A 13,968-nucleotide genomic window follows, 5' to 3' on the forward strand; every position below is an offset into this window, starting at 1 on the left:
AGGCCTACATCGTGCACTTCGAACGTGATTTCGTGATCCGTAACCGAGATGTCCTGGAGGGCATCGTCGCCCGCTCTCATCGCGTGGCGCTGGGCATCTTCGTGCTGACTTTTTCGGGGTATGGTGGGGCGGTCTGGCTGTGGTTCCAGGACAATCTCTGGGGCGCGCTGATCCTGGCGACGGTTAGCTACCTGGTGTTTCGGCAGTTCCGCATGCTCGCATTGGGCGTGGCGCGTATGCCCTTGCGCGGCGATCCGGAGGCGGTGGAGGCGCTCCGCGCGATTGATGTCGCGTTGGACCAGGACAAGCCACACCCCGTGCTGGCCGAGGTGGAGGCCCACCTGCGGGCGCTGGAGGATGAACCGCCCAGCGCCGAGGAGCGCCGCACGGTGGCGGACCAAGACGACACGAAGTAGGGACCGCTCGGAGCGGCGCTGCCACGTCCACTAATGGGGGTCAGAGTTCGACCGGCACGCCCAACTTCTGCTCGATCACGCGCACCAGGGTCGCGTGCAGCTCCTCGCCATTACGATCGTCGATCCAGGCGCCTTCCTCGTCGGAATAGCCGAAGTGGGCCGGCCCTTCGGGCGAGGACAGCCAGATCTGCTGGGCCGCCTCCTGACGATTGAGGATCATCTGGGCGCCGTCGTCGAATTCGATCGTCATGACTCCATCGATCAGGTCAATGTCGAGGTCATCCAGGGCGCTCTGGTCGCTCAGTCGGGTCTGGATGTCGTCCAGGGTGTTTTCGGCAAATACGGCAAAAGACGTCTGGCTCATGGAATTCTCGGTACGTTGGTCAAATGCGGACAGGCCGCGCCCCGGTGGGGCGCGGGTTCGGGAGTATAAGTCAGGCGCGCCAGGCGGCGATCGCCAACCCTAGCCAGCCCAGGATGAAGGCAGTCCCGCCCATTGGCGCGATCGCACCGAGGATGCGCGGCGCCCCAAGTGCCAGGGCGTAGAGGCTGCCGGAAAAGAGCAGGGTACCGATCACCATGGCGACGGCGCTGGCGGCGGCCCAGCCATGCGCCAGGTGGCTCCACAGTGCCGCGATCAGCAGCAGGGCCAGGGCATGGATGAAGTGGTATTGCACTCCGGTATGCCAGGTGGCGAGGGCGTGTCCGGATAGACGCTCCTGCAGGGCGTGGGCCCCGAAGGCACCGAGGATGACCGCTACGCCAGCGAGAAGGGCGGCGATCGTAATGATCGGCCGTATTAGCGGTTCACTGCCGCCCATCAGGCGTCGTCGCCCATCTCGCGGTCGATGTCCTCGCCAGCGACCCAGCCGTGTTCGCGGGCGCGATCGATCGCTTCCTGGTGGATGCGTTCGTGGCGCTCACGGAGTTCCGCGGGCAGGTTGCTGATGCGCAGGTCGTACTTGTCCCACTCGGCGTTGACCTGGTCGTGGAGCATCTGGATGCGGGAGACATCCCAGCCCTCGCAGGTCTCGGTTTCGGGCAGGATGCCGAATACCCAGGCATCGCGGATGAAATTGCCGATAGGCGTCATGCCGGCGTACATATCGTTGTACAGGCCGACGTAGGAGCGGCTGGAGCGTTTGGGTGCATTCATGCCGCATAGTGTAGGCGTGCACTTGGCCCAGGCAAAGCGATTTCGCAAGGGCCCGCAGGCCCACCATAAGAGGCGAACCGTGCAGGTCCCGAATGACACCCTGGCGCGGGTGCGAATCCGCGCCCTGATCAAGTTGATGGTTTTCGGCGCAGTTGCCTTGTTGGTGGTCGTGCTGTTGAGCTACGCGCTCTCACGCCCGGGCGATGCTCGCGGCGAGACCTTGCGTGTGGACCTGCGAGACATCGCGCCCGGTGAGGCGAAACGCCTGGTATGGGAGAGCCGGCGGGTACTGGTGGTGCATCGGGATGCCGCGTGGCAGGAAGCGTTGGCCGACGATGCAGACCTCGCCGACCCCAATGCCCGGAGGGGGCAGCAGCCGGATGGCCTGACGTTGCCCCTGCGTAGTTATCGCCCGGAATGGCTGGTGGTGATCGGCGAAAGCACCGATTTGGGCTGCGAACTGAATCTCGTGCATCCCGAAGAAGCGGAAGGCTGGTCCGGTGGGTTTGAGGATCGCTGCCGGGGTGGGCGGTATGACGGGGCTGGACGCGTCTATGCCGACCAGCCGGCGCGTAGAAACCTTCCAATTCCGGAATATCGCCTGTCCGGTGATGACCAACTCATGCTTGGGGGTTCCTGATGCTCGCAGGCTCAGGGGGCTTGAAGCGCGGGATACAGGTCGAAGCGCACGCTCTTTCCTTTCACGCTGGCCTGGGGTGTGTCCGGCCCGATGGCTGGGGCGTGCAAAGGCCGTTTAACGATCACACGGCGTTCGACTCCTGCGCGTAGGGTGGCGAGCGTCTGGTCGGCATCCGGGTCGGCCACATCCGGCATCAGCGCCTGAATCAATTGCATGTCCTTTTTTACGGCCGCTCGCTTGGCCCGTTCCGGGAACATGGGATCAAACACCGCTGCGGTCGCCAGTGGTTCCAGCTGGCTCGGGTTGGCCGGGCCTTCGAACAGGGTGATGCGTTCGATGATGGTTGCCAGCTCGGATGTTCGGCTCGCGCGCGCAAGCGCATCGGCAAGGACCCGGTACACCACCGGGTGGCGCTCCCAGGCGGTGACGCGGAAGCCATGCGCCGCCAGGAGCAGGGTGTCGCGGCCGATGCCGGCGGAGGCGTCAATGACATGGCTGTCGCGCGGCAGCTTGCCGAATGCGCGGATCAGCCCCTCGCGCTGATGCCCAGCATGGGCGAGCCGGTAACCCTGGCGCCCGGCGGCAAAATCGAGGCGAAGCCGCAAGGGTGGACGGCGATCGGTGCGCAGGAGCGCAAGCCCCTCGGGGCCGAGCTCCAACGTCAGTTCGGCCTCTCCCGAATGCTGATAACCAAGTGCCTCCAGCGTCTCGCGCAGGGCGCGGGCTTCGGCCTCGTGCCCCAGGATCGCTTGTACTGTGAGCGGCATGGGGGGTCAGTAGTGGGGCGGGGGGCGTTCGGCACCCTCGGGTCCACCGTCGCGTTCTTCCAGCTCACGGAGCCGGTCCCGCAACCATTGCACCTGCTGACGTAGCTCACTGTTGGCCTGTTGTAGCGCCAGCTGAACGCGGGCCTGTTCCTCCTGGGTGTATTCCTGATGGGCCAAGCGGACCTCCAGGTCCTCGATCCGTTTTTGCAGGGCTTGCGGGTTCATGCGTGTCACTCCACCACGTTGCGCGGTTTGCCGCTGGCAAAGGATCGGATATTCGCGGCCAGCTCGTTGATCACCCGCTGACGTGCCGAGCGGGCCGCCCAGGCCGTGTGTGGCGTCAGGATCAGGTTGGGGATGTCGTCGGCCAACAGCGGATGATCAGCGGGAGGTGGCTCGGGCTCGACCACGTCGATGCCGGCACCGCCCAGGTGGCCGCTGCGCAGGTGCAGGGCCAAGGCTTCGGGGTCGACCAGGCCCCCACGGGCCGTATTCAGAAGCAAACTGCCCGTTCGCATGCGCTGGAGGGCGTCGTCGTCGATCAGATGTCGGGTTTCCGGCGTCAGCGGGCAGTGCAGGCTGATGGCGTCACACTGCGCCAGGAGTTCCGCCAGCGGCATACGCTCCTGTGACCCGGAAGCCTGGTGTGCTCGGGTAGGTTCCAGGCTCTCGGCCAGGCGAACCTCCATGCCAAAGGCTTCGGCGATGCGGGCGGTCGCCTTTCCGAGGACGCCCCACCCGACGATGCCGATGCGCATGCCAGCCAAGGTGCCAATCGGATGATCCAGGAGGCAGAACTGATCGGATTCGGACCAGCGCCCGGCACGAATATCCGCGCGATAGTCGTCGAGTCGGGTGACCAGTGTGAGCAACAGCGCAAAGACATGCTGAACCACGGAGTCCGTTGCGTAGTCACGGGCGTTGCTGACAACGATCCCCAGCCGCTGGGCGGCCTCGACGTCGATGTTGTTGGTGCCGGTTGCCGCGGCGCAGATGAGTCGCAGCTTGGGTGCAGCGGCCAGTGCATCCGCATCAAGCTCGACCTTGTTGGTAATGACGACCTCGGCTTCATGGATGCGTTCAGTGACTTGGCCGGCTTGTGTGCGCTCGTGGAGGGCCCAATGCGGCAGGCAGTCCTGAAGCTCGCTCAGGTCAAGGTCACCACGGTTGACGGTGTCGAGATCGAGAAAGACGCCGCGCTGAGGCTGGTTCATGGTCGGGTTCCAATGAAAAAGGGCCCCGCGCAGCGGGGCCCTGGATCGCGTTCCTGCGATGCCGTACTCGCTGAAACCTAGTTGTCGCCCATGAAGGCGTGGAACAGGTTCAGCAGGTGCAGGAACATCACGTAGAGGTTCGCGTACAGCGAGACGGTCATCACGACGTAGTTGGCCTCCTTGTCGTGGATCATCCGGCTGGTGTCGAACAGGATGGCCGCGGACAGCAGAAGGACGACGCCGGTCGAGATCGCGAGCGACAGGGCCGGGATCGCCAGGAACAGGTTGGCGACAATGGCCAGCAGCGCTACCACCAGGCCGACGACGAGGAAGCCGCCCAGGAAGCTGAAGTCTTTCTTGGTGGCCAGTGCATAGCCGGAGAGCGTGACAAACGCGACCGCGGTCGCGGCGAAGGCGTTCCCGACGATTTGTGGCCCGTTCGGCAGGCCCAGGTACATGCTCAGGATCGGGCCAAGGAAGAAGCCCAGCACACCCGTGAAGGCGAAGGTGAGCACCAGGCCCAGCACAGAGTTGCGCGCGGCATAGATGGCGAACGGTCCGCCAATCAGGACGCCGAGCATGAAGATCCAGTGCACCGGCGGTGCGTTGACCGCCATGGCGATGAACGCGGTGATCGCGCTGAAGGCCAGGGTGAGCGACAGCAGCATGTAGGTCTGTCGGATCACCTTGTTGGTGGAGATGGTCTCGCTGATAGAACCCGTACTGGACGGATTACGGCTGGAGCGGACGATCTGGTCTCGGGACACGGGACAACTCCTTCAGTGGGTTCGAAACAGCAAACAGTGTAGCGAGAAGCGCGGATGGTTGCAGCGTTTCCATGGTCCGCCCGTGGCATCGGCCGGACCATGGCGTGAATCCGCCTGCGGGCGCTACTTGATGGGCTCCCCAGCCTTTTCCGAAACCGTCTTCACCGCCTGATCGGTGGACTTGAAGATGTTGTCCTTGCCGATGATCTCGTCGAGCCCGGTGCGCTGCATGACCTCCATCACCTGGGCCTTCACACCAGCGAACACCAACGTGATCCCGCGGGCCTTCAAGCGGTGCACCAACTGATGGATGACCTCCTCACCGGAGGCGTCGATCTCATTAATGCCCTTGCCGACCACAATCAGGTATTTGGCCTGCGGATGGCGGGCCAGAAGGTCCAGCACGGCATCCTCGAAGTATGGCACGTTGGCGAAGTAGAGGGAGCCATCGAAGCGCATCATGCCAACCTTCTCGTTGGTCTCCAGTCCATAGCGCTGGGCCTCGCGCAGGGTGCCGTCCTCGTAGCGCGCCAGCTCCGAGACACGCGGCTGCATGGTGCGGTACAGGTACAGCACGATCGCAAGGCCGGCACCGATGAGGATGCCGTAGTCCAGGTTGGGTGCCATGGCCAGCGTCGCGACAAAGGTGACGATCGCGGCGGCCCCGTCGTGCTTGTTGGCCACCCAGGCATGCTTGATGGCCTTGAAATTAATGAGCCCGACGACCGCCATCATGATGATGGCCGCCAGCACCGCCTGAGGCAGGTGATAAATCAGTGGTGTCAGGAACAGGAGTGCCAGGCCGATGATCACGGCCGTGATCACAGAGGCCAGCCCCGTTTTCGCACCCGAGTTCAGGTTGACCGCCGATCGCGAGAACGAGCCGCTCACCGGGTAGCCCTGGGAGAAGCCCCCTGCGATGTTCGCAAGGCCCTGACCCATCAGCTCCTTGTTGGGGTCCAGGCGTTGCCCGGTACGGGCCGCCATGGCTTTCGCAATCGCAATGGCCTCGGTAAAGCCGACCAGCGCGATGACGAAGGCGGTGGTCAAAAGGGTAGTGACCGTTCCAAAGGTGATTTCCGGTGCCGAGAGGTTCGGCAGACCCTGGGGCACATTGCCGACTACGGCGCCGCCCCCATTGAGCTGAACGCCATCTTCGCTGACGCGCTCGACGCGCCAGTTGGCTGAGTCTGCCCGTTCGCGTTCGGCGTCGGTGAGGTGCTCATCCGCGATGAAACGCGCCGGTTCATCGTTCTCGCCCGGTACGCGGCGTAGCCTGATGTCGCGGATCTCGTCACGCTTGCTGGCGAGTTCTGGACGCAACTCGTCGCGTTCCAGGCGCAATTGGTCGGCTTCGTGGCGTAGACGGACTGCCTCGGCGCCGTCCAGCCCCTGTGCCTCCGCTTCCAAGTTCCGGATCTCCTCATCGAGCTCGGCCAGGCGGCTGCTCTCGCGTTCGATGGCCTGGGCTAGCGTGACCACCTCGGCCGGTGCGATCTGGTCCACGGAGGTCTCGGCCTTGCGCTCGTAGCCAATGGCCCAGCTCAGCACAATGGCGACAACGACTGCGACAAGGACGCCGGGGACCTTCGGTGTGAAGCGCTTCATCAGGACCATCAGGGCGATGGCGCCCAGGCCGAAGATAAGCGTCGGCCAGTGAACGCTGCCTAGCTCCAGCACCACGCCCCAAAGGCCGAGCAGGAAATGACCGCTAGTGTCGATGGGCACACCCAGCAGCTTGTTGACCTGGGACAAGCCGATGATGATCGCGGCCGCATTAGTGAAGCCGACGATGACCGGGTGCGAGATAAAGCTGACCAGCGCGCCCAGCTTGAACAGACCCAGTACCAGCTGCACCACGCCGACAATGAATGCGAGTGCGATCGCCAGGGCGACGAACTCGGTCGACCCCTCGGCAGCCAGTGGCACCAGGGCCGACGCGGTAAGCAGCGAGACGACGGCCACCGGGCCGGTGGCGAGCTGGTTGGATGAGCCCCACAGGGCCGCGACCATCACCGGCAGCAGGGACGCATAAAGCCCGTACACCGGCGGCAGACCTGCCAGCTGTGCATAGGCCATCGACTGGGGAATCAGGACCAGGGCGACCGAGATGCCAGCGATGAAATCCGCGTTGAGGGTTTGCTTGGTCGGACGCCAGCTCAGGAAAGGAAACACTCGCAGCAGCATCGAATTCATCGGGTCACTCGCTCGGCCGGTTCGTGATAATGGACGACGGCCGGACCGATACTGCGGCGCCGGGGATGATGCGTCCGGGCCGGTCGGCTGCCAGGGCCGTCGTCACTGAGATGGCAGCCAGGCCTAAGCCCGAAGCGTGGGACGGGCGCAGGCGGAAAGGAGTCCGCAATTATAGAGCCCTATTCCATTTTCTTCTATCTAACTTGTTCAATATGACGCATACCACATGAGCTATGGATAGATATGAGCAAGTGCGGGGAAGTGTGAGGAGAGGGGGGGATTGAATATGGCGGAGAGGGAGGGATTACTGCGGCGCGTAGCGCCTTGCCCTTCGGGTCGTCACCTGCTGTGACGCTCTGGCATCGCTGCGCGCTGCCAGTCGAACCATTGTTGTCGATTCCTCGTGTTCGAATCTGTGGCCGGCTGCGTTTCATGTGTCAGGCGGCAGCGCGGACGCGGTTGCTTAATCTGGCGGAGAGGGAGGGATTCGAACCCTCGAGGGGCTTTCACCCCTGCCGGTTTTCAAGACCGGTGCAATCAACCGCTCTGCCACCTCTCCGAGGTTGGGCATTGTCTGGCAAGGGGGGCGGACTGGCAACCGGTGAGCACGCTGCGTGGCCTGGCGGCCACGAGAGGGAGGGATCTGGGCCTTCGGGTTTCACTTGGCTTGAAGGGCAGTGCCAGCTGGGTATCAGAGTCATGTGGCGGCCCGTTACAAATTCGCTGTGAGGCTAATAGGCGGCCTTGGAATGCTTGACGCAGGCCCGGTGTGGCCCTAATCTTGAGCGCGTTCTGGGCGGTTAGCTCAGCGGTAGAGCACTGCCTTCACACGGCAGGGGTCACTAGTTCGAACCTAGTACCGCCCACCAGCATTATCAAAGGGTTAGGTCCATGCGGGCCTAACCCTTTTTTGTTGGGGGTGCGGCTGCCCGCGCACGGTCAAGCAGCAGGTGCTTCTCCGCTTCATTGGCAGAGCGCTCGGCGGCCCGCCGGAACGCCGCTGCCGCGGCCTCGCGTTCGCCGCAGCGCTCCAGCAGATCCCCGCGTACGGCGTGCAAAGGCACATAGCTGGACAGCGCTCGGGTATCGATGTCGGTGTCGAGTGCCGCCAGTACCTGTGCCGGGTCGTCGAACTGGGCGGCGGCCTGGGCCTGATGGATGCGTGCGGCTGGCGAGCCCGTGGTCGCGAACAGCGTTGCGTAGTGACCCGCGATCTGTGGCCAGTCGGTGCCGGAAAAGCTGGTTGCTGTCGCATGGCAGGCGGCGATGGCGGCCTGAAGGCGAAACGGGCTCGGCCTGGCATTCCGGTCTCGGGCGAGCCTGTTGGCACGGGACAGGGCGATCAGGCCACGGCGGATGCCGCCGCGATCCCACGTGCCGCGATCCTGGCTCTTCAGTAGCACTGGGTTGCCTTGCGCATCCATGCGCGCGGCCAGGCGCGCACCATGCAGTTCGATCAGGCCGAGCAGTGCCTGGGTTTCGATGTCCTCGGGGATGGCCTGTGCGAGCACGCGGGCCATACGCAGTGCCTCATGACAGAACTCGCCGTGCGTCCAGGCGTCGCCCTGGCTGGCCACATGGCCCTCGGTGAACAGCCGGTAGATCACTTCGTGCACGGATCCCAGGCGTTCCCGGCATTCAGACGCCGATGGCGTTTCGAACCGGACGTTGGCCTGGGCGAGTTTACGTTTGCCGCGGACGATGCGCTGCGCGATGGTGGTTTCGGAGACCAGAAAGGCACGGGCGAGGGCGGTGTTGTCGAGCCCGGCGAGGGTGCGCAGGGCAAGTGCGCAGCGAGTGTCGGGGGAGAGGATTGGGTGGCAGGCAATGAACAGCAGGGCGAGCGTGTCGTGACGGACATCGTCGCTCCATTGGGGCGTCGATGCCCCCAGGTGGCTGCATGCGATTTCATGGCCGTAATCGGCGACCAAAGCATCGCCCCGAGCTTCGCGGCGCAGATGGTCGACCGCGCGGTTGCGCGCGGTATGAAGCAGCCACGCGCTCGGGTTTTCCGGGATTCCCTGGGTGGGCCAGTGTTTGAGGGCGGCGATCAGGGCATCTTGTGCCACGTCTTCGGCGAGGGCGTAGTCGCCGCTCCAGCGCGCCAGGGCTGCCACGATGCGGCTCGCATCCAGACGCCATATGGACTCGATGCGGCGCTGGATGTCCTGTGCCCCAGGTGCCGGTTGTGCACCGGATTGGTTGCGGCCGCTCACCGTTCCACCAGTACCTCGAAGCCGCCCCAGAACATGCGCTGCAGGTCGAACGGTGGGTCTTGTTCCGGCGTTTTGTCCGGGCAAGGCAGGCGAGGGTCCGCCATGACGTCAGCATTGACACGATCCCGATGCTCGCGCGATTCGAAGCGGATCCACGAAAACACGACCGTTTCGTTGTCGCGTGCCTGGACGCTGCGCGGGAACGACGTCACCTCGCCCGGCGCGACGTCATCAGCCACGCACTCGATGACTTCCAGTGCGCCGTGCTCGCGCCAGATCTGTGCGGCGAGGTCCGCCTGCTGGCGGTAGTCCTCGATCCGGTCTCGTGGAATCGGTATTACATAGCCGTCAACGTAGTTCATGGTCTGGCTCCTTTGGGGAATCGGACGGGATATGGGCGGGTACCCGGGCGTGCCGGGCCCCGGGCGTGCGGTTGGGGGCAGTGTTCTGGTTTGGGCTAGCGATCATCGTATGCACCCTGCAGGGCAGCGAGATCGACCTTCTTCATCTTGAGGATGCACTGGGTGACGCGGCTTAGCTTGTCCGGGTCGGGATCTTTCAGCATGTGGGACAGCTGTTCGGGGACGATATGCCAGGAGATCCCGTATGGGTCCTTGAGCCAGCCGCATTGCTCGGCCTCCGGGAAGGCCGACAGGGATTCCCAGCGCTGGTCGATCTCCTGCTGGTCAGCGCAGTTCACGACGAACGATATGGCTTCGTTGAAGCCGAAATCGTGCTCCTGCGCGCTGTCCATGGCGGCGAACCATTGGCCTTCCAGCATGAAATCGGTGAACATCACCGTTCCTTCGCGGTCGGGTTCCATGTCGCTGGGGTAGCGGACGAGCTGCCCGCGTTGCGAATGGCGAAACTTCGACAGGTAGAAATCGGATGCCTCTTCCGCTTTGCCGCAGACGTTTCCGACAAACAGTAGCGACGGAATGATCGGCGGGCGTTCTTCCCCTTGCGGATCGGTCAGGATCAGCTGCCATGACAGCCCGAACCGGTCCTGAATCCAGCCGTAGCGCTCGCTGAATGGATAGCGGTCCAGTGGCATGAGTACCTGGCCGCCGTCGGCAAGCTTCGCCCAGATCTCGTCGATCCGTGCTCTTGCGTCGGGATCACGCGAGGGGTCGAAATTGACCATGAACGAGATCGACGGGTTGAATCGGGACATCGAGCCCGCGTTGATCGCCATGAACGCATGACCCCATAGCACGAACGACACGACGTCGCAGTCGCCCCCCGGTGTGTCATGTAACGTGGTCAGGTATGTGATGCTCGAGTCGGGAAAGATGGAGCAATAATAGTCCACCGCCGCCCGGGCCTCGTTGTCGAACATGAGGTGGGGAACAATGATTTGGGATAAATGGCTCATGGCGTCTCGTCTCCTGTTTCGGAGCGCTTGATCGCGAAGGACCCCGTGTGGGGAACATCGGTGTTCCCCAAGTTGGTGCCGGAGTGCGATGGGGGTGCATTGCGCGGATTGTTCAGGGGCAAGTCGAAGTGGAGCACGTCCTCGCGCTGGCCCAGGCCGCTGTAGAGCGCTATGGCGGCATTGTCGGTTCGGTCGGCCTGGACAAATACCACCCAGGCACCCAGCTCGGCGGCGATGGCCTGGGTGTGGCGGATCAGGGCTGTGGCAATGCCGCGTCGGCGGAAGTCGTCGGCCACGGCGAGATCATAGATGTAGACCTCGCTGCGGGCCTGTTCGATCTTGTCCAGGACATAAGCGACCAGCCCGCCGACGACGTGGCCTTCCGTTTCGGCGATCAGGGCGATGAACGTTTCTCTTGCCAGCAGGCGCTTGAGGTACTCGTCGGAGGGACGCGCACCCGAGTAGGTGTCCGGTTCCCCAAACACGTCTGCAAACAGGTCGAGCAGGGCATGCGCGGCTGTCCGATCTGCCGGACCAAGGCGCCGGATCTTGAGCAAGGACCGCTCCTTCTGCGGGGGTGCTGGGTCAGCCGCCATCGGGGATCTCGGGTTCGACCAGGTAGGCGAGCAGGGTCAGCGACTCCTGCCAGCCGAGGACACAGAGCTCCGGTGGTATTGCCTCCGGCAGACCTTCCTGAAGCATATCCAGTGCGGTGCCGCAGGAGACTGGATCCAGAGTTACGGTGAGCGTCATCTCGCCGCCGAGCGAGGGATCGTCGAAGCGGTCGCTGACGACGATTCGACGGCCCGGCTCCAGTTCGCGGTACTCGCCACTAAAATCGTGATGAGTCCCCGTAGCAAAGTTGATGAAACTCATTCGGTAGCCGCCGCCTACGCGAGCATCCATCTCGTGGACGCGTGCGGTGAAGCCGTACGGTGCATTCCATTTGGTAATAGCGTCGGGTTCCAGGAATGCGCGATAGACGCGCTCCGGCGGCGCGCGCAGGACGCGGTGCAGGTGGACATTGCGGTCAATGGACATGGCTGATGGCCTCCGAGGTCGAACGGTTGTGGGAGGGGGCGCGTGATGCCGTCAGCGTTGGTGACAGGGGGCGCATTCGCGTACCTCGACCGTTGCAAAGCGCGCGGCGGGGCAGCGTGTGGCCCATTCCACGGCTTCGTCGCGGTCGGCGCAGTCGATCAGGAAAAATCCGCCGATCATCTCGCGTGACTCGATGAACGGGCCGTCGATGAAACGAGTTTTTCCTTCGTCGGATCGGATGCGGACGCCGTGGCGGTCGGGTCGCAGGGATTCGCTGGCAAGCAACTGGCCACGCGCGTCGAGTTCGGCGCCAAAGGCGAGCATTTCCGCGTAAAGCGCCTGCCCCTCGGCATCGCTGCGGGCATCGCGGTCGCCGTGATCTTCGAGGATGAGCAACAGAAAGTTCATGGTGGTATCCCCTAACGCTTTGAGTGGAGACCGAATCGATTGCCGTCCGGATCGCGTGCGATGACGCAGAATTCGTAGTCGCCAATCGACTCCTTGGGGCTTTCGACCGAGCCACCGGAGGTTGCGACGCGTTTCGCCTCGATCCCGCAGTCGTCGCAGCCGAAATAGACCATGCAGCCGCCGGAACCGACCGGGTTGTCGGGACCCTGTACCAGCGCGCCAGCACACCCCGGCCGGTCTTCCTCCATCGGAAACATCCAGATCTCCGTGCTGGGGGCGAATGCGCTGGTATCGGCTTGTGTGAGCGACATGTCCAGGACGGCTTCGTAGAACGCGCGGGCACGGCCGATATCCTCGGTGGGAATCTCGAACCAGACGACGGGATTGGCGGCCATGGCGGTGTCTCCTCTGGCGGGATCAAAAAACGGGCGCGGTGCAGCGGGCCCTTTGAACTGTAGACGAACGGGAATTGGGAAAATCGACATGGTTGGTGAAACCAGTCGAAAGGGTCGGGAGGGGGCTGCGGTCGATCGGGACTGACGCCAGGGTGAGCGGCTATACCGCGCAGCCAGATTACGAGGGGCCAGACATGCAAAGGGGCCACTCGGGCCCCTTTGCATGAATATGGCGGAGAGGGAAGGATTACGGCGACGTTGTAGCCGCCCTACGGGCCGACTCCGCTGCGCTGTGGCGTTCCGATGTCGCAATGCGCCATCGGTCGAACCATCGTTTCTGATTCCTCGGGTTCGAATCCCGGAACGCTGGGGCTGGGAACGCAAAAGGGGCCATTTAGGCCCCCTTGCTAAATTTTGGCGGAGAGGGAGGGATTCGAACCCTCGGTACTCGCGAGAGTACAACGGTTTTCGAGACCGCCCCGTTCGACCACTCCGGCACCTCTCCGAATTTCTGAACCGGGCGGGGTCGAGCCGCCACGGCGGAGCGAATCCTAGCAGATTCGTGTGCCGAAGCGGTAGCCGGCCCGATATGTGCAGGCTCGAGGCCTACATACCGTTCCCTCAGGGCATCAGGCGCAGAATTTCCCAGTCGCTGCCGACGCGACGGTACTGGAAACGGTCGTGCAGGCGGCTCGGCCGGCCCTGCCAGAATTCGAATAGCTCCGGTTGCAGGCGATAGCCGATCCAGGCGGCATCGCGCGGGATGGGCCCGTCCGGATGTTGCTCGCTCAGCGTGCGTACGCGTTGCTCCAATGCTTCGCGGTCAGCGACCGGGTGGCTCTGGGTGGAGGCGGCGGCCGCGAGTTGGCTGCCGCGGGGGCGTTGATGGAAGTATTCGTCGGCCAGTTCGCTCGGTAAGGCGGTGACCGGTCCTTCCACGCGAATCTGGCGTTCGGTTTCCGGCCAGTAGAACAACAGCGCGGCCCGAGGGTTTTCGTTCAGGTCCTGGCCTTTGCGGCTGCGGGAGTCGGTGTACCAGGCGAGGCCTTCGGCATCCACATGCTTGAGCAGGACAGTGCGGGCGGAGGGCTGGCCGTCGGCGTCCGCGGTGGCGAGGATCATGGCAGTGGGGTCCGGGTTGCCGGCATCGTGGGCGGCTTCCAGCCAGTCGTTAAGGAGGCTCAGCGGGTTCTCCTGAAGGTCTCGGCGGCGCAGCTCCGCATGCGTGTAGTCACGGCGGGTATGGCGGTGATCGGCAGTGCTCATGAGGGCCTCGGTGGTGGAACAGCGATACACTCATCATACGGTGCGTCGAAGGAATCGGAAATTTGTGGGCTTTTCGGTGTCACACCCCAAGACGATCGAAATCAACCGCAA

Annotated in this window: 18 protein-coding genes and 3 tRNA genes; 3 read left to right on the forward strand and 18 right to left on the reverse strand. The window is 63.7% G+C overall.

Features of this window, described 5'->3' with window-relative positions; translation table 11 throughout:
• The first annotated feature begins 11 nt into the window (after window positions 1-11).
• Window positions 12-416 carry a hypothetical protein gene (locus F462_RS00935; RefSeq protein ID WP_038050901.1) on the forward strand — a complete coding sequence of 135 codons (405 nt, stop codon included), beginning with the start codon at window positions 12-14 and terminating at the stop codon, window positions 414-416.
• Between the two features lie 40 nt (window positions 417-456).
• Here the strand turns inward: F462_RS00935 and cyaY are convergent, their stop codons facing one another.
• The 3 genes from cyaY to F462_RS00950 all read right to left on the reverse strand — a co-directional run bounded on the left by cyaY (window position 457) and on the right by F462_RS00950 (window position 1,572).
• On the reverse strand, window positions 457-780 hold the full coding sequence (gene cyaY, locus F462_RS00940) for an iron donor protein CyaY (RefSeq protein ID WP_018140988.1): 324 nt from the start codon (window positions 778-780) through the stop codon (window positions 457-459).
• Between the two features lie 70 nt (window positions 781-850).
• A complete protein-coding gene (locus tag F462_RS00945) occupies window positions 851-1,237 on the reverse strand; it encodes a DUF423 domain-containing protein (protein WP_038050903.1) in 387 nt (128 codons plus the stop codon).
• Window positions 1,237-1,572: a hypothetical protein gene (locus F462_RS00950; RefSeq protein WP_038050905.1), complete on the reverse strand. Its 336-nt coding sequence runs from the start codon at window positions 1,570-1,572 to the stop codon at window positions 1,237-1,239. Before F462_RS00950 ends, F462_RS00945 begins: the two co-directional genes overlap by 1 nt.
• A gap of 136 nt (window positions 1,573-1,708) precedes the next feature.
• Here F462_RS00950 and F462_RS00955 point away from each other — a divergent pair, with 136 nt between their 5' ends.
• Window positions 1,709-2,212 carry a Rieske (2Fe-2S) protein gene (locus F462_RS00955; RefSeq protein ID WP_371180481.1) on the forward strand — a complete coding sequence of 168 codons (504 nt, stop codon included), beginning with the start codon at window positions 1,709-1,711 and terminating at the stop codon, window positions 2,210-2,212.
• 11 nt (window positions 2,213-2,223) lie between these two features.
• Here the strand turns inward: F462_RS00955 and F462_RS00960 are convergent, their stop codons facing one another.
• From F462_RS00960 to F462_RS00985, 6 genes are all read right to left on the reverse strand, one after another.
• Entirely contained in the window at window positions 2,224-2,979 is a 756-nt protein-coding gene (locus F462_RS00960) for a class I SAM-dependent methyltransferase (RefSeq protein WP_038050907.1), read from the reverse strand.
• A gap of 6 nt (window positions 2,980-2,985) precedes the next feature.
• Window positions 2,986-3,204, reverse strand: coding sequence for a SlyX family protein (locus F462_RS00965; protein WP_038050909.1), 219 nt, complete (start codon window positions 3,202-3,204; stop codon window positions 2,986-2,988).
• A 5-nt stretch (window positions 3,205-3,209) separates the two neighbouring features.
• Window positions 3,210-4,193: a D-2-hydroxyacid dehydrogenase gene (locus F462_RS00970; protein ID WP_038050910.1), complete on the reverse strand. Its 984-nt coding sequence runs from the start codon at window positions 4,191-4,193 to the stop codon at window positions 3,210-3,212.
• A 77-nt stretch (window positions 4,194-4,270) separates the two neighbouring features.
• Complete coding sequence (locus tag F462_RS00975; protein ID WP_018140995.1) at window positions 4,271-4,960, reverse strand: Bax inhibitor-1/YccA family protein; 690 nt, start codon at window positions 4,958-4,960, stop codon at window positions 4,271-4,273.
• A gap of 123 nt (window positions 4,961-5,083) precedes the next feature.
• Window positions 5,084-7,156 carry a SulP family inorganic anion transporter gene (locus tag F462_RS00980; protein WP_038050912.1) on the reverse strand — a complete coding sequence of 691 codons (2,073 nt, stop codon included), beginning with the start codon at window positions 7,154-7,156 and terminating at the stop codon, window positions 5,084-5,086.
• A gap of 469 nt (window positions 7,157-7,625) precedes the next feature.
• Window positions 7,626-7,715 (reverse strand) — tRNA-Ser (locus tag F462_RS00985).
• A 235-nt stretch (window positions 7,716-7,950) separates the two neighbouring features.
• Here F462_RS00985 and F462_RS00990 point away from each other — a divergent pair.
• Window positions 7,951-8,025: transfer RNA gene (locus tag F462_RS00990), tRNA-Val, on the forward strand.
• A 30-nt stretch (window positions 8,026-8,055) separates the two neighbouring features.
• Here F462_RS00990 and F462_RS00995 read toward each other — a convergent pair.
• The 9 genes from F462_RS00995 to pdxH form a co-directional block, all read right to left on the reverse strand.
• Window positions 8,056-9,372, reverse strand: coding sequence for an RNA polymerase sigma factor (locus F462_RS00995; RefSeq protein ID WP_038050917.1), 1,317 nt, complete (start codon window positions 9,370-9,372; stop codon window positions 8,056-8,058).
• Entirely contained in the window at window positions 9,369-9,734 is a 366-nt protein-coding gene (locus tag F462_RS01000; protein ID WP_038050918.1) for a DUF1428 domain-containing protein, read from the reverse strand. Before F462_RS01000 ends, F462_RS00995 begins: the two co-directional genes overlap by 4 nt.
• A gap of 95 nt (window positions 9,735-9,829) precedes the next feature.
• Window positions 9,830-10,747: a VOC family protein gene (locus F462_RS01005; RefSeq protein WP_038050919.1), complete on the reverse strand. Its 918-nt coding sequence runs from the start codon at window positions 10,745-10,747 to the stop codon at window positions 9,830-9,832.
• Window positions 10,744-11,343: an AAC(3)-I family aminoglycoside N-acetyltransferase gene (locus F462_RS01010; protein WP_038050920.1), complete on the reverse strand. Its 600-nt coding sequence runs from the start codon at window positions 11,341-11,343 to the stop codon at window positions 10,744-10,746. Before F462_RS01010 ends, F462_RS01005 begins: the two co-directional genes overlap by 4 nt.
• A complete protein-coding gene (locus F462_RS01015) occupies window positions 11,333-11,788 on the reverse strand; it encodes an SRPBCC family protein (RefSeq protein ID WP_038050922.1) in 456 nt (151 codons plus the stop codon). The genes F462_RS01010 and F462_RS01015 overlap by 11 nt, the downstream gene beginning before the upstream one ends.
• A 51-nt stretch (window positions 11,789-11,839) precedes the next feature.
• Window positions 11,840-12,196 (reverse strand): YciI family protein, encoded by a 357-nt coding sequence (locus F462_RS01020; RefSeq protein ID WP_017926263.1) that lies wholly within the window; start codon window positions 12,194-12,196, stop codon window positions 11,840-11,842.
• Between the two features lie 11 nt (window positions 12,197-12,207).
• A complete protein-coding gene (locus tag F462_RS01025; protein ID WP_038050924.1) occupies window positions 12,208-12,591 on the reverse strand; it encodes a VOC family protein in 384 nt (127 codons plus the stop codon).
• A gap of 415 nt (window positions 12,592-13,006) precedes the next feature.
• Window positions 13,007-13,096: transfer RNA gene (locus tag F462_RS01030), tRNA-Ser, on the reverse strand.
• Window positions 13,097-13,212: 116 nt separating this feature from the next.
• Complete coding sequence (gene pdxH / locus F462_RS01035) at window positions 13,213-13,857, reverse strand: pyridoxamine 5'-phosphate oxidase (protein ID WP_038050928.1); 645 nt, start codon at window positions 13,855-13,857, stop codon at window positions 13,213-13,215.
• Window positions 13,858-13,968: the final 111 nt, after the last annotated feature.

Source organism: Thioalkalivibrio sp. ALJ1 (assembly GCF_000745395.1).
Lineage (GTDB): Bacteria > Pseudomonadota > Gammaproteobacteria > Ectothiorhodospirales > Ectothiorhodospiraceae > Thioalkalivibrio.